Genomic DNA, 26160 nt, shown 5'->3' on the forward strand with positions numbered 1-26160 from the left:
ATTAATTGTCGAGGTCTTCCTCGGAAAATGTATCTGCAATGGATGCTCCGGGAGCAACCATCGGCCATACCTTATCATCCGGATCAATCATACAATCAATGAGAACCGGCTTCTTTAAATTGATCGCCCACTGAATGGCTTCATCAAATTCTTTCTGTGTTGTCACGCGTCGGCCATCCACGCCCAGGGCTTCGGCAACCTTTACATAATCAACACTGTCATTTAAAACTGTTGCTGAATAGCGTTCGCCATAAAACAATGTCTGCCACTGTCTGACCATACCAAGTACATGGTTGTTGACAACCACTTCAATGACCGGAATCTGATATCTGGAAGCTGTTGCCAGCTCATTCATGTTCATTCGGAAACAACCGTCTCCGGCAACATTGATTACTGTTCTGTCCGGGCATCCCAGCTTTGCACCAAGTGCAGCACCAAGGCCATATCCCATCGTGCCAAGACCACCGGATGAGATAAACTGTCTAGGTTCTTTATATTTATAAAATTGTGCAGCCCACATCTGGTTCTGCCCAACTTCTGTACAAATAATCGCATCACCGTTTGTTGCCTTATAAATACTCTCGACAACCCCCGGCCCTGTCAGTACTTCATGGTTGTAATTCATCGGATAACGTGACTTCATCTCACGGATATGACGCATCCACGGCTCATGATCCTGCTGCTGAAGTTTCTGATTCAAAATCTGAAGTACCACCTTGGCGTCGCCCTCAATCGAATACTTGCACATAACGTTTTTGTTGACTTCCGCAGCATCCACATCAATATGTACAAGATCCGCATGTCTGGCAAATGCCTTGACATTGCCCAGAACACGGTCAGAAAAACGTGTACCGATGGCAATCAGCAGATCGGATTCTGTAATACCATAATTTGATGTCTTGGTACCATGCATACCAACCATACCTGTGTAAGCATCTTCTCTGCCGTCAAATGCACCTTTGCCCATCAATGTATCTGCTACCGGCGCCTGCACTTTAGCTGCAAATTCCCTGAGTTCATCTGCCGCATCCGCACGGATCACACCGCCGCCCACGAGAATAAAAGGTCTTAAAGAATGTTCTATCAGACCGATGACTTCCTGTACAGTTTCCTCATTGATCTGATCTGCCTTCCGTTTGATCGGTGTCGGCTTCTTATATTCATATTCAGCCTCTGCACCGGTCACATCCTTCGGGATATCCACAAGGACAGGGCCCGGACGACCTGTCTGGGCAATGGAAAAGGCACGGCGGATGGTATCCGCCAGCTTATTCACATCTTTAACAATAAAATTATGCTTTGTCACCGGCATTGTGATACCGGCGATATCGATTTCCTGAAAACTATCTTTGCCAAGAAGATTGACATTGACATTGCAGGTGATAGCGACCACCGGAACGGAATCCATATAAGCTGTCGCAATACCTGTAACAATATTGGTTGCTCCCGGTCCGGATGTTGCCAGACACACACCAACTTTACCTGTTGCACGGGCATAACCATCTGCCGCATGGGAAGCCCCCTGCTCATGTGAAGTTAAGACATGTCTGATCTCATCGCTGTGTTTGTAAAGCGCATCATACACATTGAGGATCGCACCGCCGGGATAGCCGAAAACTGTATCCACACCCTGCTCTTTCAGACATTCAACTACAATTTCTGCTCCTGTTAATAACATTCTATTCTTCCCTTCCGATATCTATACTGTCGGAGCCTGAAGGATTGCACCCTTACTGCTGTCTGTAACAAGTGCAGCGTAACGTGCCAGATAACCTGTTGTAACCTTCGGCTCTCTTGGCTGCCATTTTGTTCTTCTCTCGGCAAGCACTTCATCAGAAACATCGACATTCAATGTATTTTCAGGAATATTGATCTTGATAATATCACCCTCTTCAACAAGCGCAATATTGCCGCCAAGTGCTGCCTCCGGAGAAACATGACCGATGGAGGCACCTCTGGAGGCACCTGAGAAACGTCCGTCTGTGATCAGTGCCACACTGGAGCCCAGACCCATGCCTGCGATGGCAGATGTCGGATTCAGCATTTCTCTCATGCCAGGTCCGCCCTTTGGTCCCTCATAACGGATAACAACAACATCTCCCGGTACAATCTTACCACCCTTGATTGCTGCAATGGCATCCTCTTCACAGTCAAAGACACGTGCAGGTCCTTCATGTACCATCATCTCAGGAACAACTGCAGAACGTTTAACAACGCTGCCGTTCACTGCAAGATTACCCTTCAGTACAGCAATGCCGCCTGTCTGGCTGTATGGATTGTCAATTGGACGGATCACTTCAGGGTTCTTATTCTCACAGCCTTTGATATTCTCACCAACAGTCTTGCCTGTTGCAGTGATCAGGTCTGTATAAAGAAGTCCTTTCTTATTCAATTCGTTCATTACAGCGTAAACACCGCCTGCTTCATTGAGTTCTTCCATATATGTATGACCAGCCGGTGCCAGATGACACAGGTTCGGTGTCTTTGCGCTGAGTTCATTGGCAATATCAAGATTGATCTCAACACCTGCTTCATGGGCAATGGCAGGAAGATGGAGCATTGTATTGGTAGAACATCCCAGGGCCATATCCACTGTCAGTGCGTTCATAAATGCCTTCTCTGTCAGGATATCTCTCGGACGGATATTCTTCTCAAGAAGTTCCATAACCTTCATACCCGCATGTTTTGCCAATTTAATACGTTCGGAATAAACAGCCGGAATTGTGCCGTTGCCCTGAAGGCCCATGCCGATGGCTTCTGTCAGACAGTTCATACTATTGGCAGTATACATACCGGAACAGGAACCGCAGGTCGGACAAGCATGCTGTTCATAGTCAAGCACATCTTCCTCAGACATCTTGCCTGCTGCATAGGAACCGACTGCTTCAAACATACTGGAAAGGCTCGTCTTCTGTCCTTTTACATGGCCGGCTAACATCGGACCGCCGCTGACAAATACAGTCGGCACATTCACTCTGGCAGCTGCCATCAGAAGTCCCGGAACATTCTTATCACAGTTCGGCACCATAACCAATGCATCAAACTGATGGGCAATAGCCATTGCCTCTGTGGAATCTGCGATCAGATCACGTGTTACAAGGGAATATTTCATACCGATATGCCCCATAGCAATACCGTCACAGACAGCAATTGCCGGGAAAACAACCGGTGTACCGCCTGCCATGGCAACACCAAGCTTAACTGCATTGACAATCTTGTCCAGGTTCATATGGCCCGGTACAATTTCATTGTAGGAACTTACGATACCTACAAGTGGTTTCTTCATTTCTTCCTGAGTCATCCCCAGTGCATTAAACAAGGAACGATGCGGTGCCTGCTGCATACCGCTTTTTACATTATCACTCTTCATTCTATTAATTCCTTCCTGAAAAAATATCTATATGTATTTATCTCTATACCTTTTGCCACAAACTTCTGTATGTCTTCACATGAAACATAACTTCCTGTGTAAACCAAAAATTTACTGAATCTCTGCTGCGATAGCATCGCCCATTTCTTTGCAGCCAAGCTGTGTACAGCCTTCAGACATAATATCAACCGTTCTGAGTCCTTTCTTCAAAACAGCCTTAACTGCTGCTTCAATAGCATCTGCTTCCTTGTCAAGGTTTAATGAATATCTGAGCATCATAGCCGCCGAAAGAATAGTTGCGATCGGATTTGCCTGATTCGTTCCTGCAATATCCGGTGCAGAGCCATGACTTGGTTCATACAGACCAAGGCTTGTCTCGCTGAGGCTGGCGGATGACAGCATACCGATGGAACCTGTAATCTCACTTGCTTCATCAGAAAGAATGTCACCAAACATATTCTCTGTCAGAATAACATCAAACTGCCCCGGATTCTTTACAAGCTGCATCGCACAGTTGTCAACCAGCATATGGGAGTATGTCACTTCCGGATAATCCTTCGCCACTTCTTCAACAACCTTTCTCCACAAACGTGAAGAATCAAGTACATTGGCTTTATCAACACTAATGACATTCTTGCGTCTCTTCATAGCAATCTCAAAACCTTTGATGGCAATTCTTCTGATCTCGTTCTCATCATAAGTCAGTGAATCGTAAGCTTTCAGGACCCCATTCTCCTCAACCGTCTTTCTCTCACCGAAATAAAGACCGCCTGTCAGCTCACGCATGATCACCATATCAAATCCCTGATCACCGATAATCTCATCCTTGATCGGGCATGCTGCCTTTAATTCATCATACAGATAAGCCGGACGAATATTGGCAAATAAACCAAGAGACTTACGAAGCTTCAGCAAACCAGCCTCCGGACGAAGGGATGGCTCCAGTTTGTACCATGGTGATGTGGTCGTATTGCCGCCGATAGAACCCATCAGTACAGAATCGCTTGCTTTGCACTGTGCAATGGCTTCATCTGTTAATGGTACACCGCAGGCATCAATGGACTCTCCCCCCATCAGTACTCTTGTATAATCAAATGTATGACCATACTTCTCTCCAACCTGATTCAGCACCTTCACCGCCTCATCTACAATTTCAGGACCAATACCGTCACCTTTAATTAATGCAATCTTATAATTCATGATAATCTCCCTTTCCCGGACAAACGGCCTTGCATTTGCGTTAAAATCTATAATAAACTATTTTTTGGGGAATTTCAACTGTAATTACGTAAAAATTTACCTTGTTAACGTATAAAACTAAAAACACCAGGTAAAACTGGTGTCATTTGCCGTCCTTTTTCTGTTGAAATTCCAGTGTTGTTATTGTACCATAATTAGATGTATAATAGAAATATATATTACGAATATTGGTTATAAGTTACAGTTATAGGAGGAAAATCCATGGATACCAACCTTTCTTTATACCGCATTTTTTATACCGTTGCCCAATGCGGCTCCATCTCCGCTGCTGCCAGACGGCTCTACATTAGTCAGCCTGCCATCAGCAAATCCATCAGCAGTCTTGAAAGCGAACTTCAGACACACCTCTTCGAACGTACCTCCCGTGGTGTTTCTCTGACAGAAGAAGGGCTGCTGCTTTTTCATCATGTATCGGACGCTTTCCACTCTCTTGAAGCAGGAGAAGCGGAACTCTCCCGCTTTCGTGATATGGGACTTGGGCACCTTACCATCGGCGTCAGCACAACTCTCTGCAGGTACCGCCTGCTGCCTTATCTGAAAACATTTATTGCGCAGTATCCGCATATTAGTATCAATATTTCCTGCCAGTCCACCAACCATACACTGGATATGCTCAGAGACGGCTCTATTGATCTTGGCCTGGTGGCCAAACCGGAAGACACCGGACATATTTCCTTTGTTTCACAGGGAAGAATCGAGGATGTTTTCGTCTGTACGCCCAACTATCTCAACAATCTTCAGATGCGCACACAGGTCTCCGGCCTGGATCTGCTCAATGCCGGCACACTAATGCTTCTTGACAAAGCCAATGCATCCCGGCAGTTTATTGATTATTTCCTTGAGGAAAATCACATTCATGCCTCCAATCTGATTGAGATCACAACAATGGACCTTCTGATTGAATTCGCCAGAACCGGTCTTGGCATTGCCTGTGTCATCAGAGATTTTGTCGCTGACGACCTGAAAAGCGGCCTTCTCGTCGAAATCCCCACCCCGCAGACTATTCACCCGAGAGAAATTGGATTTGCCTGGAAAAGGGGCCGATCATCCCACCGTTTTCTCAACGCTTTCATTGATTTCGTTTCTTAGCACTGAAAACAGCATTGCGAAATTCTCTTTCACAATGCTGTTTTTTTACGGCTCATTTAAAATTAAACATCCGTTTTTTATTGTCTTTCACTATTATTTTTCAGGATAAAAGCCTGACGGTGCTTCAGAAAGATTGATCATAATATTCTTCATCTGTGTATAATGTTCAAGAATCACTTTATGTGTCTCTCTTCCAATGCCAGACTGCTTGTAGCCACCAAACGGTGCACCTGCCGGAATCGCATTGTAAGTATTGACCCACATTCTACCTGTTTCAATCGCTCTTGATACACGGATCGCACGATTGATATCTCTTGTCCATACGGCACCACCAAGACCGTATTTGCTGTCATTGGCCATCACAATCACTTCGTCCTCTGTCTTGAACTTGATCACACATGCAACCGGTCCGAAAATCTCTTCCTGAGCCACGCGCATATCATTTGTAACATTCGTGATCAGTGTCGGTTTCATAAATGCACCTTTTGCAAGTTCACCTTCCGTACATCTCTCACCGCCACAAGCAATAGTTGCACCTTCTGATTTTGCGATATCTATATAGGAAAGGATCTTCTTAAGCTGCCCTTCATTAATCTGTGAACCCATCTGTGTATCCTGTTCCCACGGAAGACCGACTTTCACATGATTAAATGCTTTCACAGCAGCTTCTACAAACTTGTCATAAATACCTTCTTGGACAAATACTCTTGAACCAGCGCAGCAGACCTGACCCTGATTGAACAAAATACCAAGCTGCAGACCATCTAATGCCATATCCCACTTGCAGTCATCAAAGAAAATATTTGCTGATTTACCGCCAAGTTCCAGTGTGGACGGAATCAGTTTCTCTGCCGCTGCCAGTGCGACATCTCTGCCGACCTCTGTAGAACCTGTAAATGCCAGTTTTCTGAAACCTTTATGTTTTAACATTGAATTGCCAACGCCAGAACCGGAACCTGTGATTACATTAAAGACACCTGCCGGAAGAACATCCTGAATCAGTCTCGCAAACTCAAGCACACTCAAAGATGTTGTGCTAGAAGGTTTAAAGACGGTACAGCATCCGCTTGCAAGAACTGGTGCCAACTTCCATGCAGCCATCAAAAATGGGAAATTCCAAGGTACAATCTGACCAACAACACCAATCGGCTCTCTGAGAATCAGACTCATTGTATTGCCATCCAGCATAGAAGCCGTTCCTTCTTCAGCCAGAACAGCACCTGCAAAATATCTGAAATGTTCAGCCGAATAAGGAATATCAATTGCCATTGTCTCACGAATCGGTTTGCCATTATCTAACGTCTCTACCATTGCAAGATGCTCTGCATTCTCATCGATAATGTCCGCAATTCTATTCAGAATCTTCGCTCTCTCTGCAGGTGTTGTCTGTTTCCATGAATCCCATGCTTTCCATGCACTATCTACAGCAAGATCAAGATCTGCATCTGTCGCCTGTGCACACTCTGCCAGTAGTTCGCCATTAGCCGGATTGTAGCTCTTAAATGTCTTTCCGTCAGAAGCCGGCTGCCACTGACCATTAATAAATAAACCGTATTTTTCCTGTAAACAAGTCTTCATATGTTGTCCCCCCTTCATTGTGTAAAAAATGACTTGATGCTCGAGCCTTCAGTTCCTTTGATGTCTTCATCTTAGCACCAAATTGTTTTATAGTCAACAATAATTTATAGTTTAACGCTCTTATTGTCAGACTTCGATGTTTATTTAACATTATTTTCAGTTTATATTTTAATTGTTTTAGCATTTATTCACAATTATTTATTTGATTTGTGAGCAGACTAGCCAAATTTAATTGTATTTATTTAAATACAATTTGTCTTTTTCCAAACGGTATCCTTTCCGTTTGGAAAGTGTTTTTTCCGAATGAAACGTTTCCATCGTTAATTTCTTTTCAAAAAAATGTGTTTAAACGTATCGCTTGTCACAAAAAAAGAAGCCATCCCTCTTTCGAGTGATGACCTCTCTTATCGTTATTCTCTTGAAAAACAGAAGAATTAGTTGTTGATCAGTTTGTCTTCGCCATTCCAGCTGTAAAGTTTTCTGATTTCTTCACCAACTTTTTCTGATGGATGTTCTGCAGCTTTCTTTCTCATTGCTTTGAAGTGTACCTGCTTGCCTGCATCAGACATATCCAGTAAGAATTCTTTTGCAAATGTACCATCCTGGATATCGGACAGAATCTGTTTCATTGCTTTCTTTGTATCTTCTGTAACAATCTTAGGACCTGTGATATAATCACCGTACTCTGCTGTGTTGGAGATAGAGTATCTCATGCCGGCAAAGCCTGACTGATAGATCAGGTCTACGATCAGTTTCATTTCATGGATACATTCGAAGTATGCATTTCTTGGGTCATAGCCAGCTTCAACCAGTGTTTCAAAACCAGCCTGCATCAGTGCACAAACACCACCGCAAAGGACTGCCTGTTCGCCGAAAAGGTCAGTTTCTGTTTCGATTCTGAATGTTGTTTCCAGAACACCTGCTCTTGCACCGCCGATACCAAGTGCATAAGCTAAAGCCAGTTCCTGAGCTTTGCCTGTTGCATCCTGTTCTACAGCGATCAGACAAGGTGTACCTTTACCTGCTACATACTCACTTCTTACTGTATGACCAGGTGCCTTAGGTGCGATCATTGTAACATCAACATCCTTAGGAGGCACGATTGTTCCGAAATGGATATTGAAACCATGAGCAAACATCAGCATGTTGCCAGCTTCCAGGTTTGGTTCGATCTCGTCTTTGTAAAGTGCAGCCTGTTTCTCATCATTGATCAGAATCATGATGATATCAGCCTTCTTAGCTGCTTCTGCAGATGTATAAACTTCAAAACCTTCTGATTCAGCTTTAGCCCAGGACTTGCTGCCTTTGTAAAGACCAATGATGACATGGCATCCTGAATCCTTTAAATTCTTTGCATGAGCATGTCCCTGGCTGCCGTAACCGATAATGGCGATTGTCTTGCCCTCTAATAATGAGAGATTACAGTCCTGTTCATAAAAAATCTTAGCCATTGTTATGAAACCTCCTGATAGTATAAAAATAAATGTATTAATAATGGATAATAAATACCTATTATTCTGTTATCACTCCTGCCTGTTAAAAGCTCTTCGCCTTCAAAGGCACAACACACTCTGAACCGCGTTCCAGACCTGTCAGGCCTGTACTGGCAACTTCAAGTATCTCATAGCCATCCAGCAGATTAATAAATGCATCCAGTTTCTCCTGTTTGCCTGTCAGCTCGATGATCATAGAATCCCTTGTCACATCCACCACTTTGCCGTGGAAAATGCTGCTGACTGCCATAATAGACTGACGGTTTTCCGGAAGTACCCGGATCTTCACAAGCATCAGTTCACGACAGACCGAATCTACTGCTGTCAAATCTGTCACATAGATCACATCTTCCAGCTTTCTGACCTGTTTCTCAATCTGTTCCAGTACCTGCTCATCACCATGAACAACTACTGTAATTCTGGAAAATCTTGGATCCAGTGTATCACATCCTGTAAAACTGTCCAGGTTGAAGCCTCGTCTGCTGAACATACCGGAAACACGACTGGTAACACCATAGTTATTCTCCACCAGCATCGTTAATATCTTCTTGCGTTCTTTCATGTTCAATTACATCCTTTCCCCGAAGCGACCTGCATGCATTCCCGGCAAGCCTGCCTTCTTTCGGCATGACTGTCAACGCTTATTTTAGCAATATGTCCTCTGTTTGTCAATAGATTTCACTGAATTGCAGTAATATTTTATCTGTTTAAAGTTAGAAAATTTTGTTTTGCTGCAAAAGGCTTTTTCTCAATACCAATATCATGTATACATTCCGTATATTCTCTTCAGCCATTGTCGTAAACTTTATGATATGATACACTTCTATAATAAAGTAAATCAAAACAATTTGATTTGACAGATACCAAAAACTTTTTAGGAGGCGTGTATCATGATTAAAAATGTTGGTTTTATCGGTGCCGGTGTCATGGGCAAGTCCATGATCCGCAATCTGATGAAAAAAGGGTTTCAGGTAACAGTTTATTCAAGAACAAAGTCAAAAGCTGAAGACATTATCGCAGAAGGTGCCATCTGGCGTGATTCTGCCGCTGAATGTGCTAAAGGTCAGGACGTCATCATCACCATTGTCGGTTTTCCAAAGGATGTGGAAGAAACTTATTTTGGCGAAAAGGGTATCATTGCCAATTCCGAAGACAATGCCATTCTCATTGACATGACCACTTCCAGCCCAAAACTGGCTGCTAAGATTTATGATGAAGCCAAAGCAGCCGGCAAGCACGCCTTAGATGCACCTGTTTCCGGCGGTGACTCCGGTGCCAAAGCCGGCACATTAAGCATCATGGTGGGCGGCGACAAAGATATCTTTGAGCAGGCCATGCCTGTTTTTGAAGCTATGGGCACCAATATTATTTATGAAGGTGCTGCCGGATGCGGGCAGCATACCAAAATGGCCAACCAGATTGCCCTGACAGGCTGTATTGCCGGTGTCTGCGAAGCCATCACCTATGCCAGAAAAACAGGTCTTGATATTCAGACAATGCTTGACAGTATCAGTGCCGGCGCAGCAGGCAGCTGGCAGATGAGCAATATGGCTCCGCGTATGCTCAAAGGCGATTTTAACCCTGGATTTTTCATCAAACATTATATCAAAGACATGAATATTGCCACAGAAGAAGGCCGTGAAGCCGGTGCAGACCTTTCCATCTCAGAAGCAGTTCTGGCTATTTACAAAGATCTTGAAGCCAAAGGCCTCGGCGATCTGGGCACACAGGCGTTGCTGAAACATTATCTGGATGTATAACATTCACATATAGCATTCATATTGTTATTTGTACTTACATTCAGTCGGTCAACCGGCGGTCTGTTTGACACAAAAAGCACGTATGCTCCGGATTTCTCTTATCTCTTATTAAGAAATCATCTGGAATCATACGTGCTTTTAGCCTGTTCGGAAATCACCTTCCTACAGTTCTCTATTCATATAAAATCTTTCTGATAATTTCATCGAAATCACAAATAATACGGATGCAATGACCGCCGCTGCTCCCATGTAAGTCGGATTTGCCATAAAAAATCCAAGGGTCTCTTTGTTCTGTATCGTATCTGAAACATTTACGCCAAAGGTCACAAAACCTACGCAGAAAATAACAACAACCGCAATATACATAATCCTGCCCTTTTCAGAGCCAAATTTATAAATCATCGGCAGACAAATTGCTGAAAACAGATATCCCACCGCCCATATCAGGCAAAACACTCCAAATACCCATATCGGATCAAAATTGCCTCTGACTGCACCGGCCAGACTATGGGCTGCTGCAAGAAGAACTGACAATCCGCTGACCAGTATGCACGATATGACATATTGTGAATCTACAATCTGTTTTCTTGTATATGGAAGAGTTTCACAATACTGCTGCCATTTACTCCGCTCATCATAGGACAACAACGTAACACAATTAATACCGCACAGTACAGCCGGATAGGCCAGCATAAAAAGATTGCTCTGATCAACCAGTGAACATGTGCCAAACACAAGTGCGATCAAGCCATAAATCCGGCAATACCTTAATATCATATAATAATCCTTCAGCAAAAGTCCTTTCATTACACACTCCCCCTTACCATCATCACAAATAACGCTTCAAGATCAACCGGTCCAGCCTCCATGCCTGTCGGCAGCGCATCTCGTCTGACAACAGCTTCCACGCCGTAAGGTGACTGACGTTTGCCGATCACCGCACATGCGTCTATTTCGTCCAACTGTGCCTTCGTACATCGAATCAAACCGTATAACTCGGATAGACGATCCTTTTCCTCGCAAAGTACAAGACATCCCTGATGCATAAATGCAATATAGTCACAGATTTTCTCAAGATCACTGACAATATGAGACGAAACAAGCACTGCATGATCTTCATCTCTTGTAAAATCATTCAGAAGATCAAGTACATCGTCTCTCACAACCGGATCCAACCCACTTGTGGCTTCATCCAGAATAAGCAGTTTCGGATGATGAGACATAGCAACTGCAATGCCGATCTTCATCTTCATACCCTTGGAATACTCACCAAATTTCTTCTGATCCGCAACTCCCAGTTTCACACAAAGTGCTTCAAAATAGTCTGAATCCCAGTTTTTAAATGTAAGGGCCATAATATTGCCAACCTGCCGTCTGTTCAGACACTCCGGCAAGCCGACTTCATCCAACACAACGCCGATATCTTCCTTCAATGACTGCATCTCTGTCACATTGTCTCTTCCTAATATAGAAATACTTCCGCAATCCCGGTGGATCATATTCAGAATCAGCTTAATAGTCGTACTCTTTCCTGCGCCATTCTCACCAACTAAGCCCATAATGCAGCCGCCGGGCAATGTCAGATTCAGATGCTCCAGATTGAAATCCTTATAGCTTTTACTTAAATCCCTGATCTCTATTGCATTCATTTACTCATCCTCCTCCAGAATACGAAACATCTCAATGATATCCTCCAGACTCAATCCACATGGCATCGCCAGCTTTCGTATCTCCTGTATATAGCCTTCAATCTTCTTCAAGTTCTCCTCACGCAGTAATTCCACATTCTTCGGTGCCACAAAACTGCCTTTGCCTGCAACTGTATAGATAAATCTTTCCTTCTCCAGTTCCTCATAAGCGCGCTTTGTTGTGATCACACTGATCCTCAGATCCTTCGCCAGACTCCTGATAGAAGGAAGAGACTCATCTTCCTGCAAGTCACCGCCGATAATCTGCGCCTTGATCTGTGAATAAATCTGATCATAAATCGGGGCACCGCTTTTATTATCTATAAAAATATTCACGCCCTTGCCTCCTTGCTTACTGTATATATACAGTATATACAGTAAATCCAGTTTTGTCAAGACACATCTCACGACTCTCTTATTTTATTTTTAATTTATAATTCTCCTGGATTTTATAAACTTTTCATTTAATCGACAACGACTTTTTACAGAATCTGCTTCCATGCCGATTTATAATAGTTGAACACTCGCAAAAAATAGATTATAATAAAAGGAGGATACACAATGACTACATTCTTTCAGGGAGGTGCTGCTATGCAGCTGCTTACAGAAAATGACTTTATTGATGACGGCCCTTTCACTATTGATGATATTTTCGCACTTCCGGAGGGACAACGTGCAGAACTCATCGATGGACAGATTTATGATATGGCCACGCCTAACCGTATTCATCAGACAATCAGCTTTTCCATCGCCAGAACTATTGCCGATCATATTGATGCCAAAAACGGCGGATGTGAAGTGTATATGGCTCCATTTGCCGTCATTATACAAAACGATATCAAAAATTATGTAGAACCGGATATCTGTGTCATCTGTGACAAGGATAAACTCAGTGACAGAGGATGTGAGGGTGCTCCTGATTGGATCATTGAAATCGTTTCACCTTCCAGCCGTAAAACAGATTACATCATTAAGAACACCGCCTACTCCCGCGCCGGAGTCCGTGAATATTGGATCGTAGATCCGGCCAAAGCATGCACAACCGTCTATGACTATGACAAAGATGCCGCCCCGACAATTATCCCATTTGACCAGCCTGTGCAATGCGGTATTTTCCCGGATTTATCCATAACAGTATCTGACTATCTCAAATAAAAAATGAAATACCGGCTTTTGTGGATTTACGCAAAAAAATCTCTGCAAACAAGCTTATCGCCAAAGGTTTGCAGAGATTTTTTGTTCATGCAAGTACCATAAAAACCGGAACTCTTTATATCTCAATCTTTATTCATTTTAACGCTGCATTTCCTGCTTCGCCAGCTGTCTCCCCATATAGAGGCCCACACCAATCTGCATCAACGACGTTGCTGCAGTCAGGAAGAAAACATATTCTGCACCGAACTTCTCCCAAATGACCCCCAGTACAGCTGAAACAGTGATGGCCAGAATGTGGTCAAGACTCAGCCCCACCGACAGACTGGCTGTGACTTCCGACGGATCAATAGCCAATTTTCTCATCATGAAGGCATGTACCATATTAAACTGCTCCAGCAGAAATGCCAGTATGTACAGGCAATAAACAAGGAAAACCCAGATACCGTGACTGCCGAGACCGCCTCTTTCAAGAGCACCCGCCGCTGCGCCAAGGGCTGCAATCACAACAAGCAGATATCCTCCCTCGAAGAGCATCGTATACTTCAAACCTTTTTCATCCAGCATTTTTCCGAGATATTTGCTGAAAAATGCACCGATAAAAGAGGTCACAATTCCAAGCAGCGCCACAGTATCTGCACCTTTCCCCATCAATTCGATGATAATCCACGGTCCGAACACAAGCTTGATTCGCTTCTGACAGCCATAGGCAACCAGCGTCAGATAATACGGCATGTACTTCTTTCTCATGACGAACTTGCTCTTTGTCTTTGCCTGAATCTGCGTCCTTGGCATGATTTTCTTCATGTAAACCAACAGTCCGGCTGCAATCAGCGACAAAATTGCTGCAATGACAAAAGGTTTCAAAACCTTATCCTCAAAACTGAAGAATCCCCAACGATAGCCTACAAAAATAACAAAAGCAGTCACCATCGTACACATATTTGCTTTGCTTTTGAAATTTCCCAGCGTCTTGCCGACTTCACCTTCTCTGGCCAGATCCATACTGATGGCATCGTTGAGAGGCATAAACAGGTGCATACCCAAAGACTGGATAAACAGAAAAATCATCATCATGCCATAGGACGGACTAAACGCCCCCATCACCATCAGACCAACCATCACCAACACCTGGGAAACAGCCGCAATGCCGATATCGCTGAATCCTGCCAGTGCTGAAATAATCAATGCACACAAAACTCCCGGCGATTCTCTCGGTATTTCAAGGAACCCTCTCTGGGCACTGTCCACATGATAGACCTCTTTAAAATAATTGGAAAATGTCGCCGAGCCAAGGCCTCCGGCAATAGCCGACAAACATACAACCAGCGTAAAAACAACAACGGCTCTCTGAAGCTGTCTTTTCTTATTATTCTCTTCCATTATCCCTTATCTCCTCAGTCTATTCTTAATCCAATAACTTTCTGACCATTGGCCCATCAAAAGTTACACTCTGCTTATGATCCACTTCAATCTGATACAGGGCGTTGGCCGCAATATGTTCTGCCGCCTGCTCCAGATCACGAATACCAGTTGTGTCTGCATAGCGTTCCACAATAGCATCCAATGCCTCATCTGCCACAATACATTCCTCCGGTTTCAGCTGCATCCTGCCAAGTACCTTCGGCAATGCAAATTTGGAGAAAATAATCTTTTTCTCTTCCGGCGTATAATCAGGAATGTCAATCACTGCAAAACGTGACATCAGCGGTGCACTGATCTGGCTCTTGTCATTGGCTGTGGCAATCGGATAAACCCCCACCGTCGGCACCATACATTCTATGTAATTATCTGTAAATCCAAGATTATCCAAAAGGGTCAGCAATACATCAGATGGATTGCCGTTGCCCTTGCCGGAAGCAGCTTTGTCCAACTCATTGATGATAAAGACAAGATTGGATGCCCCCGCCATAGAAAAAGCTTCCAGAATGATGCCCGGTTTGGCATTGGCATAAATACGGGAGCTTCCGGTCAGCTGCTCAGGGTCATTGATGGAACTCATGTCCAGAGTTGTCCAAGGCAGTTTCAGGATTCTTGCCACCGCATAGGCGATCTGAGACTTACCGGTACCTGCAGGTCCCACAAGCAAAAGGCCGTAGGCCGGCAATGTATGGGTTCTGTTGATCTGAATAATGGTCTCGATAATACGCTGTTTCACCCGCTCCATGCCATAAAGTTCCTCATCAAGGATCCTGCGGGCCTCCTTTGGATCAATGGCCTCGAAATAGTTATTCTTCCACTGAATGTTCATCATAATGGACAGGGCACGCTGGGCATGTCTGCGCTCTTCCGGTGACACCTCATGAGATCTGGCAACCGCCAGATTTCTTCTGGCCCAAAGTCTGATATTGTCCGGAAGTGTCCTTCCCGCACAATTCATAAAGTCTGTAATGCTCTGCAGGCTGGTGAGCTTCATATCATCGCCCATTTCTTGCAATTCTTCATCCACCTGCTCCTCTGCCGGTGCATTGCTGGCTAGCAGACGTTCAATCATAAACTGCAAAAAGCCGTCTTCCGCAGAAAGCTTTGTACCGCCGCCGAAACCGATCTCACGGATCTTGTAAACAGCATACCCCTCCGCTCTGTTCTGTCCCGAAAGTCTGACATTGATATGATTCTCTCCTAGCCACTTCAGCAGACTGACGAATCTTGAATCAATCTTCAGAATATCTGCTGAAAATGTGCCGTCTTCCTCCTGAAATTCAAAGGAAGTCCGCTTCACAGGATTCGTAAACATACCACATGAGTGGTGCTGCCACTGACGCTTCGCATTGTCCAGGATCAGAATTGGCTTCTCCGGCGTGGCTGTCTCCTCATTCGATTGAAATGTTGTATATGTACACTCCGGCTGCTTGCTATCCTCCGGTGCTGCATTAAAATCAAAAACTGGCATTATAATCGCTCCTCTTCTTTGTATGCTCTAAAACACATTTATCGCCAAAACATATAAATTCATTGTACCATATGATCAGCCCTGACTTCAATTGTTTCTGCATAATTATGCATTATAATTGCAGCAAGCCGAAAAATCCATGAAATCATCTTTTATTTCTTCAAAAGAAAAAGCTAACCGACACCCCATGAATGTCGGTTAGCTTGATTTTTTACTGATTTACACACCGTATTCCGCACCGGCTCCAAGCATATCTTCTATTCGCAGCAACTGGTTGTATTTTGCCACTCTGTCGCTTCGGCATGGTGCACCGGTTTTAATCTGGCCGGCATTAACCCCCACTGCCAGATCTGCAATGAAACTATCCTCGGTTTCGCCGGAACGATGAGACACAATCACTTTGTAACCGGCTCTTTTCGCTGTCTCAATCGCTTCCATCGCTTCTGATACAGAGCCAATCTGATTGAGCTTAATAAGAATGGCATTCGCAGCCCCCATCCGTATTCCCCGCTGCAATCTTGCGCTATTCGTAACAAACAGGTCATCACCCACTAACTGAACTCGATCCCCCAGTTCCCTGGTCATATGCACCCATCCTTCCCAGTCTTCCTCATCCAGTCCATCCTCAATAGAGCGCAGCGGGTACTTCTCCGTCAGTTTTTTATAATACGCAATCATTTCATCTGCTGAACGCACAACGGGACTGCCCTTCAGCCGACCTTCGCCTTCAAAAATATACTTGCCTGTCTCATCATTATAAAGCTCACTGGCTGCCGCATCCATGGCAAATATCACATCTTCTCCCGGTTTATAACCGGCTTTTTCGACCGCTCTTACCAGATAATCCAAGGCTTCCTCTGCATTTTTCAAATTCGGTGCAAATCCGCCCTCATCACCGACAGCAGTCACATGTCCATCCTCCAACAGCAGCTTCCGCAAAACATGATATACCTCTGTTCCCATCCTTAAAGCTTCCCTGAAGCAGCATGCCCCAACCGGCATGATCATAAATTCCTGAAAATCCAGTGCTGAAGTTGTATGTGCACCGCCATTGATGATATTCATCATCGGCACTGGCAATATGTGGGCATATATTCCGCCCAAATACTGAAATAATGGAAGACCGGAAGCCTCAGCTCCGGCTCTTGCTGATGCCATGGAGACACTAAGCATCGCGTTGGCTCCCAGTCTCGATTTATTCTCTGTGCCGTCATAGGCAATCATCATACGATCCAGATGCATCTGCTCCGTGACAGAATGGCCTGCGACAATATCTTTGATATCCACATTGACATTGGCCACAGCTTTATTCACACCTTTTCCATCATAGCGATCCTTTTCATCCCGGTCCCGCAGCTCCAGGGCTTCAAACTTTCCTGTAGAAGCACCGGAAGGTACCGAAGCACGTCCCGCAATGCCTGCTTCACAGATCACCTCCGCCTCCACCGTAGGATTTCCTCTGGAATCCAGAATTTCTCTTGCCTTTACATCTAAAATCGGACAAAAATTACGCATACTGATACAGCCTCCTTTTAGCCGCGGCGTCTTCTAAGTCTTATGCAAGTTGTAAAATTTATTGATTCTAAGCAGTCACACTCTCGCTGCACAACGCTGACAGCGGTACTAAAACGGTACAAAACACCGTTTAAGGACCGGCCGCGTTGAAAGCACCTGCTTATGAATCAATAAATTTTACAACTTTTTCATATATTTTCTAAAGACGCCGCTGTCTATAAATAATCTGTATCAGTATGCGTATTTTTATTTATATTATTCGTCTATAATTTATAACCCTCGGATAATGTTCAGGTAATCTTGCCTTTGGTCCACAATTGCATATATCACCATTTCTTTTCGAGATTCATTGATTTTATAAAATACTAAATCTTTTTCAAGCACCAACACCTTATATCCCTGTCTTTTTAATACAGGATATCTGGGTTCAATTCCCGCATGTGGGTTATCTGATAGGATATTAATTCCTGACTCAATATTATCTAGCTTTTCTAATGCAACTGCATTACCAAAATTAACCGCTACATATAGAATTATCTTTCGTAATCCTGCATCTGCAGTGTCAGTCCGAATAATACGATATCTTCCCATTTATCCCTCCTGCAGCATTGTACGCAAATCATCAAATGTATCACTCATCGGTGCCACTCGATTATTTTTTACATCCTCTTCAGCTTCAGCCAGGATTTCCAATAACTCCAGACGAGCTTTCATATTCTTATATGCTTCATAAGAAAGAGATACCGTATCTCCCCGTCCATTGACAGTTATAATAACAACTTCTTTTTCTTCTCTGCATTGCCGAGATATTTCATTATAATGATTCCTTAAATCAGCAGATGGACGGATTGTTTCTTGTAATGTTATCATATATATCACCTCTCAAGCATAATTATATGAAAATTATATCACTACATGTCTATATATTCAAGAATTTCTATTATTTTACTCTTTTATATAATCCTGTACATTTACGCTTTTATCTTCTCCGCATTTCCCAAAAGGCCACGGCGCTGGCAGCTGCCACGTTCAAAGAGTCTACGCCATGATACATCGGAATTTTGACAGTGTAATCGCAGTCTGCAATGGTACCTGCTGCTAGTCCATCTCCCTCCGTCCCAAGTACAATAGCCAGCTTTTCTTCTCTGACCAGCTGCGGATCATCAATGCTGACGGAATTGTCATCAAGTGCCATGGCAGCTATTTTGAAGCCCATATCATGCAGTCTTCCCACAGCCGACTCCGGCCAGGACATCTGACTGTCCATAAACGTCCACGGGATCTGAAAAACGGTTCCCATGCTCACCCTGATAGCCCGACGATACAATGGATTGCTGGAAGCTGATGTCAGAAGAATGCCATCCATGCCAAGAGCTGCCGCTGAGCGGAAAATCGCCCCCACATTTGTCGGATTCATCACATCCTCCAGGATTGCAATTCTTCTGGCATTCCTGCAGACTTCTTCCACTGACGGCAGATTCTTTCTTCGCATGACACAGAGCATACCTCTGGTCAGTCCGAAACCTGTCAGCTGGGTCAGCACATCAAATTCAGCTGTATACACCGGAATATCCCCGCACTGAGCCAGTATGTGAGCAGCCTGCCCCTCCACATGTTTTTTCTCAACAAGGCAGGATAAAGGCTCATATCCTGCATCCAATGCCGTCTGAATGACCTTCGGACTCTCAGCGATAAACATGGCATTCTCCGGATCTTTGCGGTTCAGCAACTGGTTCTCCGTCCAACGGGCATATATATCCAGCTCCGGTGCTGAAAAATCATGAATCTCCATAATATTGGCCATTTTCTCTTATCCTTCCTATAGTTTTGTTTCATAGTAATGATAGCTTTTCAGTTCTCTGCCTTCAGACATTATTCAATCATAAAGCATCCGAAAATGCTGAAACATTATTTTCCTAATAAACGTTCTACCAGATGGACGGCTTCCGCAGCATCCCGCGAATATCCATCTGCACCAATCTCATCAGCAAAACTTTGTGTCGTAACAGCACCACCAATAATAACTTTACTACCGCAGTGCTTTTCCTGAACAAGCTCCACCACATCCCTCATTCTCATCATAGTCGTGGTCATCAGTGCTGAAAGACCTATGATAGCCGCATGTTCTTTAATTGCAGTCTCAACAATACATTCTGCTGATACATCTTTGCCAAGGTCAATGACTCTGTAGCCATAATTCTTCAGCATCAGCACCACCAGGTTCTTGCCGATGTCATGAATATCGCCCTCCACCGTTGCCATGATGATTGTTGCCTTTTCTTCCGCATCATCTTTGATCAGCATTGGCTCCAGATACGTAATGGCCTTCTCCATTGTCTCCGCACTGGCAATCAGCTGAGGCAGGTAATATTTCTTTTCCTCAAAAAGGACACCCACCTTCTGGATAGCGGTGATCAGATGCTTCTGAATGATATCGTCCGGCACAATTCCTGCATCCAGACCTTCCTTCACAAGGTTAATAATACTTCCCTGACTGCCCTTCATCACGGCATCAAATATCTTCTCTCCTGGTGTCATGACAACCGCTGCCGCTGCTGCATTTTCTCCAGTTTGTGCTTCCTTAAACGCATTCATGCGATCAATGTAACGGATATCCGATCCCGGACGGTTCATCAAAAGATCAGAAGCAAAAGCTGCATGCATGAGAAGATCCTGTGACGGATTAGCGATAGCCATAGTCAGACCACGGCTGATGGCCATAGTCAGAAAAGCAGTATTGACATAAGAACGCTCCGGCAATCCAAAGGAAATATTGGAAAGGCCACAGATAGTTGCCAGTTCAAGCTGATCATGACAATAGGAAATCGTATCCAATGTCTCGATAGCCGCATTCTTGTTGGCACCAATGGTTGCCACCAGACCATCCACCACAATATCTTCCTTATGAAAACCAAGTTCTAATGCACGATCCATAATTGTATGAATAATCCGGATCTTTTCATCAATATTCTTCGGCAGACCTTCATCCGATAAAGGCAGCAAAATAAACATCGCACCGTATTTGCGTGCAATCGGGAGCAGATGCTCAAACTTCTCCTTCTCAAGAGAAATCGAGTTAATCAAGGCACGTCCCGGATAAACACGCAGTGCTGCCTCAATAATATCCACATGGCTGGAATCAATACACAGCGGCAGGTTCACCGCCTGTGTCACGATTTCAATGGACTTCAGCATCATCTCTTTCTCGTCAATGCCGTTCATGCCCATATTGACATCAAGGATAGATGCTCCCTTCTCTTCCTGAGCCAGAGCCATGTCCATGACCATATCCATCTGACCTTCACGAAGTGCTGCCTGCAGTTTCTTCTTGCCTGTCGGATTGATTCTCTCACCAACAACCTTAAATCCGGCATCCAGCGCGATTTCCAAAGTCTGACGTTCAGAAGCCAGCACACGTTTGTAAGTTTTGCTGACTTTCGGTACAGTATAAGCCCTGGATGCTTCCTTAAATGCACGGATGTGCTGCGGCGTCGTACCACAGCAGCCGCCCACAATACCGGCTCCCGCTTCCAAAAGCAGCTTTGCTTCTTCGGCAAATTCTTCCGGTGTCATGCGGTAAACAGTCTCCCCGTCAACGACCTCCGGCATACCGTCATTCGGCTTTGCAATGATTGGTATATTGGCATATTCCTTCATCTCACGGACAAGTTCCGCCATCTGTTCCGGACCGGTTGAACAATTGACACCCACCGCATCAGCTCCAAGAGACTGCAGAACAACCATAGCTGTGCTGGCATCTGTACCAAAAAGCGTTCTTCCGTCTTCATTAAAAGACAATGTCACGCATACCGGCAGATCCGTCACTTCACGAATGGCGATTAATGCCGCACGGCACTCATTCAGACTCATCATCGTCTCAACAATGAAAAGGTCCACACCGGCATCCACCAGATAGCCCGCCTGCTCTTTGTAAATATCAACCAGCTCTTCAAAGCCCATGTCTCCCATAGGTGCAAGCTGACGGCCTGTCATGGTCATATCGCCGGCCACCAAGCCATTATCGCCAGCTGCCTCTTTTGAAATAGCTACCAGCTGATGATTCATCTCTTCTATCTTATCTACCAGTCCGTATTCATCCAGTTTGATCCTGTTCGCCGTAAATGTAGGAGCCAGCACAATATCACTGCCTGCTTCAAAGTAAGCACGCTGCAGCTGCATCATTGTATCCGGGTGTTCCAGAATCCATGCTTCCGGACACACACCGGTGGGCATGCCCGCCTTCTGCAGATTGGTTCCCGTGGCACCATCCAGAAAAACAATCTTCGTTCTGCATAATTGCTGAAATTCTTCTCTTGTCATCTATCTTAACTCCTTCTTCGCCTGTAAAATAATCCGCTTGATTAACGCTGCACGATTAAAAGGTGTCATCATATAATAGCCATCACATACATCTTCCAGACGTTTCATCAAATCCACACTGATAGCTGCGGCCACATCCTCATAAGCTTCCCTGCTCATACCTTCCTCATACTGTTCCAGTACATGCTCCGGCACATGAATCCCCGGCATCTCATTCTTAATAAAAAGTGCATTCTTCCGACTCACCAGAGGCATAATACCTGCTATAATCCTGCCGCCTGACTTTTCTTTCAGTTCTCTCAACCTGTCGATATCGTCCTGTCCATAAATCGGCTGTGTCAAAAACCACTGAGCCCCAGCCTCCATCTTCAAACGCATTCTGGCTGCAATATTGTCCGCAGAACCGTTGTTGTGATTTAATGCACCGCCATAATAAATCGGACGATTTCCAAACACTTCCTGGTTCATAGTCTGGACATACTTCATCAATTTAATAGAATTAAAATTAAAAACGCTCTTAATACTCTCCCTGTCACCACGGGCAATCGGATCTCCGGTTACAATCAATGCATGCCTAAGTCCGTTCATATGCATGCCAAGGAGCTGTGCACGATGCGCGATCACATTCTTGTCACGGCAGCTGATATGCGGCATCGCCTCCATCTGCCTTGTATAGCGCATCTTGATGGCGGAAGCAATAGAGTCTGCCCTTGGTCTCGCCAGCGGAGAATCTGCCAGGGTGATCATATCCACACCAATATCCCGAAGCAGCGATGCACCATCCATGAGCTTTGTATCATTGGCATCAAAAGGCGGATCCAGCTCCACCACAAAAATCTTCTCTCCCCGCTCAAGTTTCTGTATGAGCTCTGTTTTCTCCTCAGCAGCTTCTTGTCCACAACCGCTCTGTCTGTCAGTACTATATACAGCAGGCATCAGCTTCTTCGGAGGTTTCACATTATTCACCAACAGATGATGCAGCCCTCTGATATGCTCCGGCGTTGTACCGCAGCAGCCGCCGATAATATCAAATCCAAGATTCGCAATCCTGCCCATCATTTCTACATAGTAAGGAACATTTTCAGAATAAAGTGTCCTTCCTCTGAGTTCCGTCGGATACCCTGCATTCGGCAGCACAGTCATGTACTTGCCTTCAGGGAAGCTCTGATTTTTCAGAAGTTCATATAAATGCAGTGGTCCCACACCGCAGTTAAAACCAACCGCATCCATATCCGCCATCGATGCCGCTTCTGACAAAATTGCACGGACACTCATACCTGACCGGGTATAGCCATTCCTATTAAAACTGAACTGCATCACAACAAAGGCATCCGGACACTTTGCCTTAATATAAGAACCCGCTCTCTTTACATAGCGAAAATCCGACAATGTCTCAAATACAAAAACTTTTGCTCCTAATCTCAAAAAATAGTCCGATAACTGGATATATTCCTGTTCAACATCTCCGTCAGATTTTGTCTCATCCGCATCAATCGTTCCCATATCTGCCGCAATCCACACATCTTTGCCGCTGACTGAGACAGCCTGAGAGGCATTCTCCCAGGCAGCTTTCAGCACCTCTTCGATTTGATCTGCTGAAAAAAACATGCTGTTAACTGCAAATGTATTGGTCCGGATCAACTGTGCCCCGGCTTCTATATATGCGCGGTGAATATCCCTGATCTGCTGCGGATTCTCCAGATTGGCGCGCTCCGCCAAATTTCCTTTGTAGCCTGTCAGACGGTCATACCAGGTTCCCATGGCACCGTCTGTGATCAATCTATTATTTGCCAAATATTCTCTGATATCCATAACTGTATCTCAATGCCCCCGGTTCTCTGTAATTTCCCATATGTAATGAATAACGGTTCGGACAATCCACACGCCCGCAATCCCTGCAGATCGTACTGCATCGCTTCTTCTGGTCTGCTGTCAAAATGCCGATAAAAACAACCGATTTCATCGGTCTCAACGTGCCGTCATCTGTCAATCCAATTGTCTCACTGCATTGAAGCTGCTTCAAAATGTACGCCATATTTTCCTCTCCCTCTTCTTCCGGGTCAGGGAACTGATACCTTTCTATATATGCATTCCTTTTCACTAGCTCATCTTCCAAAAGCCCATACAGGCATTGAAGTGCTTCCATTGCCAGACAATCTGCTGCATAACTGTCAAGGATCTGTCCTTTGTCAGACCATTCCTCCAAAAGCCTATCTACGCCGCCACCAAGAGTCGCCGCCGCCAGAACTTCATCCGCATGCACCTCATACCATATCTCCGGCTCCAATGCTCTCTGCATTCTGTACCACAGCATCTGCACATGAATGGATGTCATCACATTCTGAAGCTTATACTTCTTCAAAAGTTCTGTCCAATCCTCACTATTCAGTTCAACAACAGGTTTCAGGTTCTGTACCATTGATTGTCACTCATTTCATACACGTATAGTAGAGTTATTATAGCAGAATCAAATGTTTTTCGCAACAAAATAAGCCGCCTGCTGCCCCAGTGATCACATATTCTGCTCTGCAGTATTCTACAGCAGAAATATCATCATTGGCAGTAAACGGCTTATTCCTAATTGGAGTTCCAGTTCTTCTATAAGCTATAATCTCTCTTTATTCTATCGCTTTCGTCCATCTATCTTCCATATGAGTCTTCAGGATCTATCCTCCATATGAGCCTTCAAAACTCCGTCTATTTGCTTTCGAGAATCTTCTCAACACTGACAAGCTTAACACAAAGTGCAAAAAGCTTCGCTGCAACAGCCAGCTCTTCAACAGTCGGATAAGAAGGTGCAATACGGATATTGCTGTCTTTAGGGTCAATGCCGTATGGGAATGTGGCACCTGCACCTGTCATGACAACACCAGCCTCCTTCGCCTTGGCAACAATGGCCTTTGCACAGCCTTCCAATGCATCAAAGGAAATAAAGTAACCACCCAGAGGCTTGGTCCATGTACCGATCTCAAGACCGCCCAACTCGTCTTCCAGTGTCTGTTCAACCATCTCAAACTTCGGTCTCAGGATATCTGCATGGCGACGCATCTGAGCCTCCACGCCGTAACGGTCTCTGAAGAAACGGACGTGACGCAGCTGATTCAGCTTGTCATGGCCGATTGTCTGGACAACCATGTACTTGCGGATATCTGCCATATTGGCATCAGATGTGGCAATGGCTGCAACACCGGAACCAGGGAAGCTGATCTTGGATGTAGATGTAAACTTGAAGACCATATCCGGATGGCCGGCTTTGGCACATTCTTCGAGAATCTCAAGAATCTCATCACGTCTGTCTTCATATAAATGATGCACACTGTAGGCATTGTCCCAGAAAATTCTGAAGTCCTCTGCAGCAGGTGTCAATGCAGCAAAGCGCTTAACAACTTCATCAGAATAGGAATAGCCCTGTGGATTGGAATACTTCGGTACACACCAGATACCCTTCACCTCAGGATCGTTGTTGACATATTCTTCAACCATATCCATATCCGGACCATCCTCATGCATCGGAATCGTGATCATCTCAAAGCCGAAAGTCTCTGTAATCTTGAAATGGCGATCGTATCCCGGTGCAGGACAGAGGAATTTGACTTTGTCAAGCTTACACCAAGGTGTATGTCCCAGAAGGCCGAACATATAAGCTCTGGCTACAGTATCGTACATCACATTCAGACTGGAGTTGCCGAAAATCATAATATTGTCCGGATTCACCTCAGCAATAGACGCCAATAATCTCTTGGCCTCCGGAATACCGTCCAGTACACCGTAATTACGACAGTCTGTGCCGTCTTCACACTTCAGGTCAGATTCACTGTGGAAAACGTCCATCATACCCATAGACAGATTCAGCTGTGCAATAGATGGCTTACCTCTGGACATATCCAGTTTCAGTCCCTTCTCCTTATATCCCTGAAATTCCTTATCAAGTTCGTCCTTCAAAGAGAGCAGTTCTTCTCTGCTCATTGATGCATACGCCTTACTCATAATAGTTGACATTCCTTCCTGATAACCGAGTGCATATCACGCTCTATGTATATCT

The 26160-nt window shown here is 44.7% G+C and carries 22 protein-coding genes; 3 read left to right on the forward strand and 19 right to left on the reverse strand.

The window, feature by feature from the left end; genetic code table 11:
• Position 1: 1 nt before the first annotated feature.
• The 3 genes from ilvB to leuB all read right to left on the reverse strand — a co-directional run bounded on the left by ilvB (position 2) and on the right by leuB (position 4570).
• The gene (gene ilvB, locus HED67_RS14575; protein WP_178441622.1) at positions 2–1678 is read right to left on the reverse strand and encodes a biosynthetic-type acetolactate synthase large subunit; all 1677 of its coding nucleotides are present in this window, start codon (positions 1676–1678) and stop codon (positions 2–4) included.
• A gap of 21 nt (positions 1679–1699) precedes the next feature.
• Complete coding sequence (gene ilvD, locus HED67_RS14580; protein ID WP_221718744.1) at positions 1700–3370, reverse strand: dihydroxy-acid dehydratase; 1671 nt, start codon at positions 3368–3370, stop codon at positions 1700–1702.
• A gap of 111 nt (positions 3371–3481) precedes the next feature.
• Positions 3482–4570 (reverse strand): 3-isopropylmalate dehydrogenase, encoded by a 1089-nt coding sequence (leuB, locus tag HED67_RS14585; RefSeq protein WP_178441624.1) that lies wholly within the window; start codon positions 4568–4570, stop codon positions 3482–3484.
• A 261-nt stretch (positions 4571–4831) separates the two neighbouring features.
• On the opposite strand from leuB, the gene HED67_RS14590 reads away from it, so the two are divergent.
• The gene (locus tag HED67_RS14590) at positions 4832–5719 is read left to right on the forward strand and encodes a LysR family transcriptional regulator (RefSeq protein ID WP_221718745.1); all 888 of its coding nucleotides are present in this window, start codon (positions 4832–4834) and stop codon (positions 5717–5719) included.
• A 93-nt stretch (positions 5720–5812) separates the two neighbouring features.
• On the opposite strand, the gene HED67_RS14595 is transcribed toward HED67_RS14590, so the two are convergent.
• The 3 genes from HED67_RS14595 to ilvN form a co-directional block, all read right to left on the reverse strand.
• A complete protein-coding gene (locus HED67_RS14595; RefSeq protein WP_117527507.1) occupies positions 5813–7297 on the reverse strand; it encodes an aldehyde dehydrogenase family protein in 1485 nt (494 codons plus the stop codon).
• Between the two features lie 434 nt (positions 7298–7731).
• On the reverse strand, positions 7732–8748 hold the full coding sequence (gene ilvC, locus HED67_RS14600; RefSeq protein ID WP_015515465.1) for a ketol-acid reductoisomerase: 1017 nt from the start codon (positions 8746–8748) through the stop codon (positions 7732–7734).
• Between the two features lie 85 nt (positions 8749–8833).
• Positions 8834–9352 carry an acetolactate synthase small subunit gene (gene ilvN, locus HED67_RS14605; RefSeq protein ID WP_178441626.1) on the reverse strand — a complete coding sequence of 173 codons (519 nt, stop codon included), beginning with the start codon at positions 9350–9352 and terminating at the stop codon, positions 8834–8836.
• A gap of 331 nt (positions 9353–9683) precedes the next feature.
• Here ilvN and HED67_RS14610 point away from each other — a divergent pair, with 331 nt between their 5' ends.
• Positions 9684–10550, forward strand: coding sequence for an NAD(P)-dependent oxidoreductase (locus HED67_RS14610; RefSeq protein ID WP_221718762.1), 867 nt, complete (start codon positions 9684–9686; stop codon positions 10548–10550).
• A 162-nt stretch (positions 10551–10712) separates the two neighbouring features.
• Here HED67_RS14610 and HED67_RS14615 read toward each other — a convergent pair whose 3' ends face one another.
• From HED67_RS14615 to HED67_RS14625, 3 genes are read right to left on the reverse strand one after another with little or no spacing between them, the layout of a single operon-like run.
• On the reverse strand, positions 10713–11357 hold the full coding sequence (locus HED67_RS14615; RefSeq protein ID WP_221718746.1) for an ABC-2 transporter permease: 645 nt from the start codon (positions 11355–11357) through the stop codon (positions 10713–10715).
• Positions 11357–12199: an ABC transporter ATP-binding protein gene (locus HED67_RS14620; protein ID WP_221718747.1), complete on the reverse strand. Its 843-nt coding sequence runs from the start codon at positions 12197–12199 to the stop codon at positions 11357–11359. Before HED67_RS14620 ends, HED67_RS14615 begins: the two co-directional genes overlap by 1 nt.
• Positions 12200–12574, reverse strand: coding sequence for a GntR family transcriptional regulator (locus HED67_RS14625; RefSeq protein ID WP_221718748.1), 375 nt, complete (start codon positions 12572–12574; stop codon positions 12200–12202). It lies immediately after the preceding gene.
• 225 nt (positions 12575–12799) lie between these two features.
• Here HED67_RS14625 and HED67_RS14630 point away from each other — a divergent pair, with 225 nt between their 5' ends.
• Positions 12800–13393: a Uma2 family endonuclease gene (locus tag HED67_RS14630; RefSeq protein WP_246612256.1), complete on the forward strand. Its 594-nt coding sequence runs from the start codon at positions 12800–12802 to the stop codon at positions 13391–13393.
• A gap of 138 nt (positions 13394–13531) precedes the next feature.
• On the opposite strand, the gene HED67_RS14635 is transcribed toward HED67_RS14630, so the two are convergent.
• The 10 genes from HED67_RS14635 to HED67_RS14680 form a co-directional block, all read right to left on the reverse strand.
• Positions 13532–14773, reverse strand: coding sequence for an MFS transporter (locus tag HED67_RS14635; RefSeq protein WP_221718749.1), 1242 nt, complete (start codon positions 14771–14773; stop codon positions 13532–13534).
• A gap of 25 nt (positions 14774–14798) precedes the next feature.
• Positions 14799–16283: an AAA family ATPase gene (locus tag HED67_RS14640; protein WP_178441630.1), complete on the reverse strand. Its 1485-nt coding sequence runs from the start codon at positions 16281–16283 to the stop codon at positions 14799–14801.
• A gap of 219 nt (positions 16284–16502) precedes the next feature.
• Positions 16503–17798 (reverse strand): phosphopyruvate hydratase, encoded by a 1296-nt coding sequence (gene eno, locus HED67_RS14645; protein ID WP_221718750.1) that lies wholly within the window; start codon positions 17796–17798, stop codon positions 16503–16505.
• A 270-nt stretch (positions 17799–18068) separates the two neighbouring features.
• On the reverse strand, positions 18069–18389 hold the full coding sequence (locus HED67_RS14650) for a type II toxin-antitoxin system RelE/ParE family toxin (protein ID WP_221718751.1): 321 nt from the start codon (positions 18387–18389) through the stop codon (positions 18069–18071).
• On the reverse strand, positions 18390–18668 hold the full coding sequence (locus HED67_RS14655) for a type II toxin-antitoxin system Phd/YefM family antitoxin (RefSeq protein WP_178439412.1): 279 nt from the start codon (positions 18666–18668) through the stop codon (positions 18390–18392).
• A gap of 109 nt (positions 18669–18777) precedes the next feature.
• Positions 18778–19602: a TrmH family RNA methyltransferase gene (locus HED67_RS14660; protein ID WP_178439415.1), complete on the reverse strand. Its 825-nt coding sequence runs from the start codon at positions 19600–19602 to the stop codon at positions 18778–18780.
• Positions 19603–19706: 104 nt separating this feature from the next.
• Complete coding sequence (locus HED67_RS14665; RefSeq protein ID WP_221718752.1) at positions 19707–22118, reverse strand: homocysteine S-methyltransferase family protein; 2412 nt, start codon at positions 22116–22118, stop codon at positions 19707–19709.
• Positions 22119–23930 carry a bifunctional homocysteine S-methyltransferase/methylenetetrahydrofolate reductase gene (locus tag HED67_RS14670; protein ID WP_221718753.1) on the reverse strand — a complete coding sequence of 604 codons (1812 nt, stop codon included), beginning with the start codon at positions 23928–23930 and terminating at the stop codon, positions 22119–22121. It lies immediately after the preceding gene.
• Positions 23902–24537 carry a hypothetical protein gene (locus tag HED67_RS14675; RefSeq protein ID WP_221718754.1) on the reverse strand — a complete coding sequence of 212 codons (636 nt, stop codon included), beginning with the start codon at positions 24535–24537 and terminating at the stop codon, positions 23902–23904. The genes HED67_RS14670 and HED67_RS14675 overlap by 29 nt, the downstream gene beginning before the upstream one ends.
• A gap of 278 nt (positions 24538–24815) precedes the next feature.
• Positions 24816–26105 (reverse strand): aminotransferase class I/II-fold pyridoxal phosphate-dependent enzyme, encoded by a 1290-nt coding sequence (locus HED67_RS14680; protein ID WP_178439429.1) that lies wholly within the window; start codon positions 26103–26105, stop codon positions 24816–24818.
• Positions 26106–26160 lie beyond the last annotated feature (55 nt).

The sequence above is a fragment of the Pseudocoprococcus catus genome, assembly GCF_019734885.1.
In the GTDB taxonomy this organism is placed as follows: domain Bacteria; phylum Bacillota; class Clostridia; order Lachnospirales; family Lachnospiraceae; genus Coprococcus_A; species Coprococcus_A catus.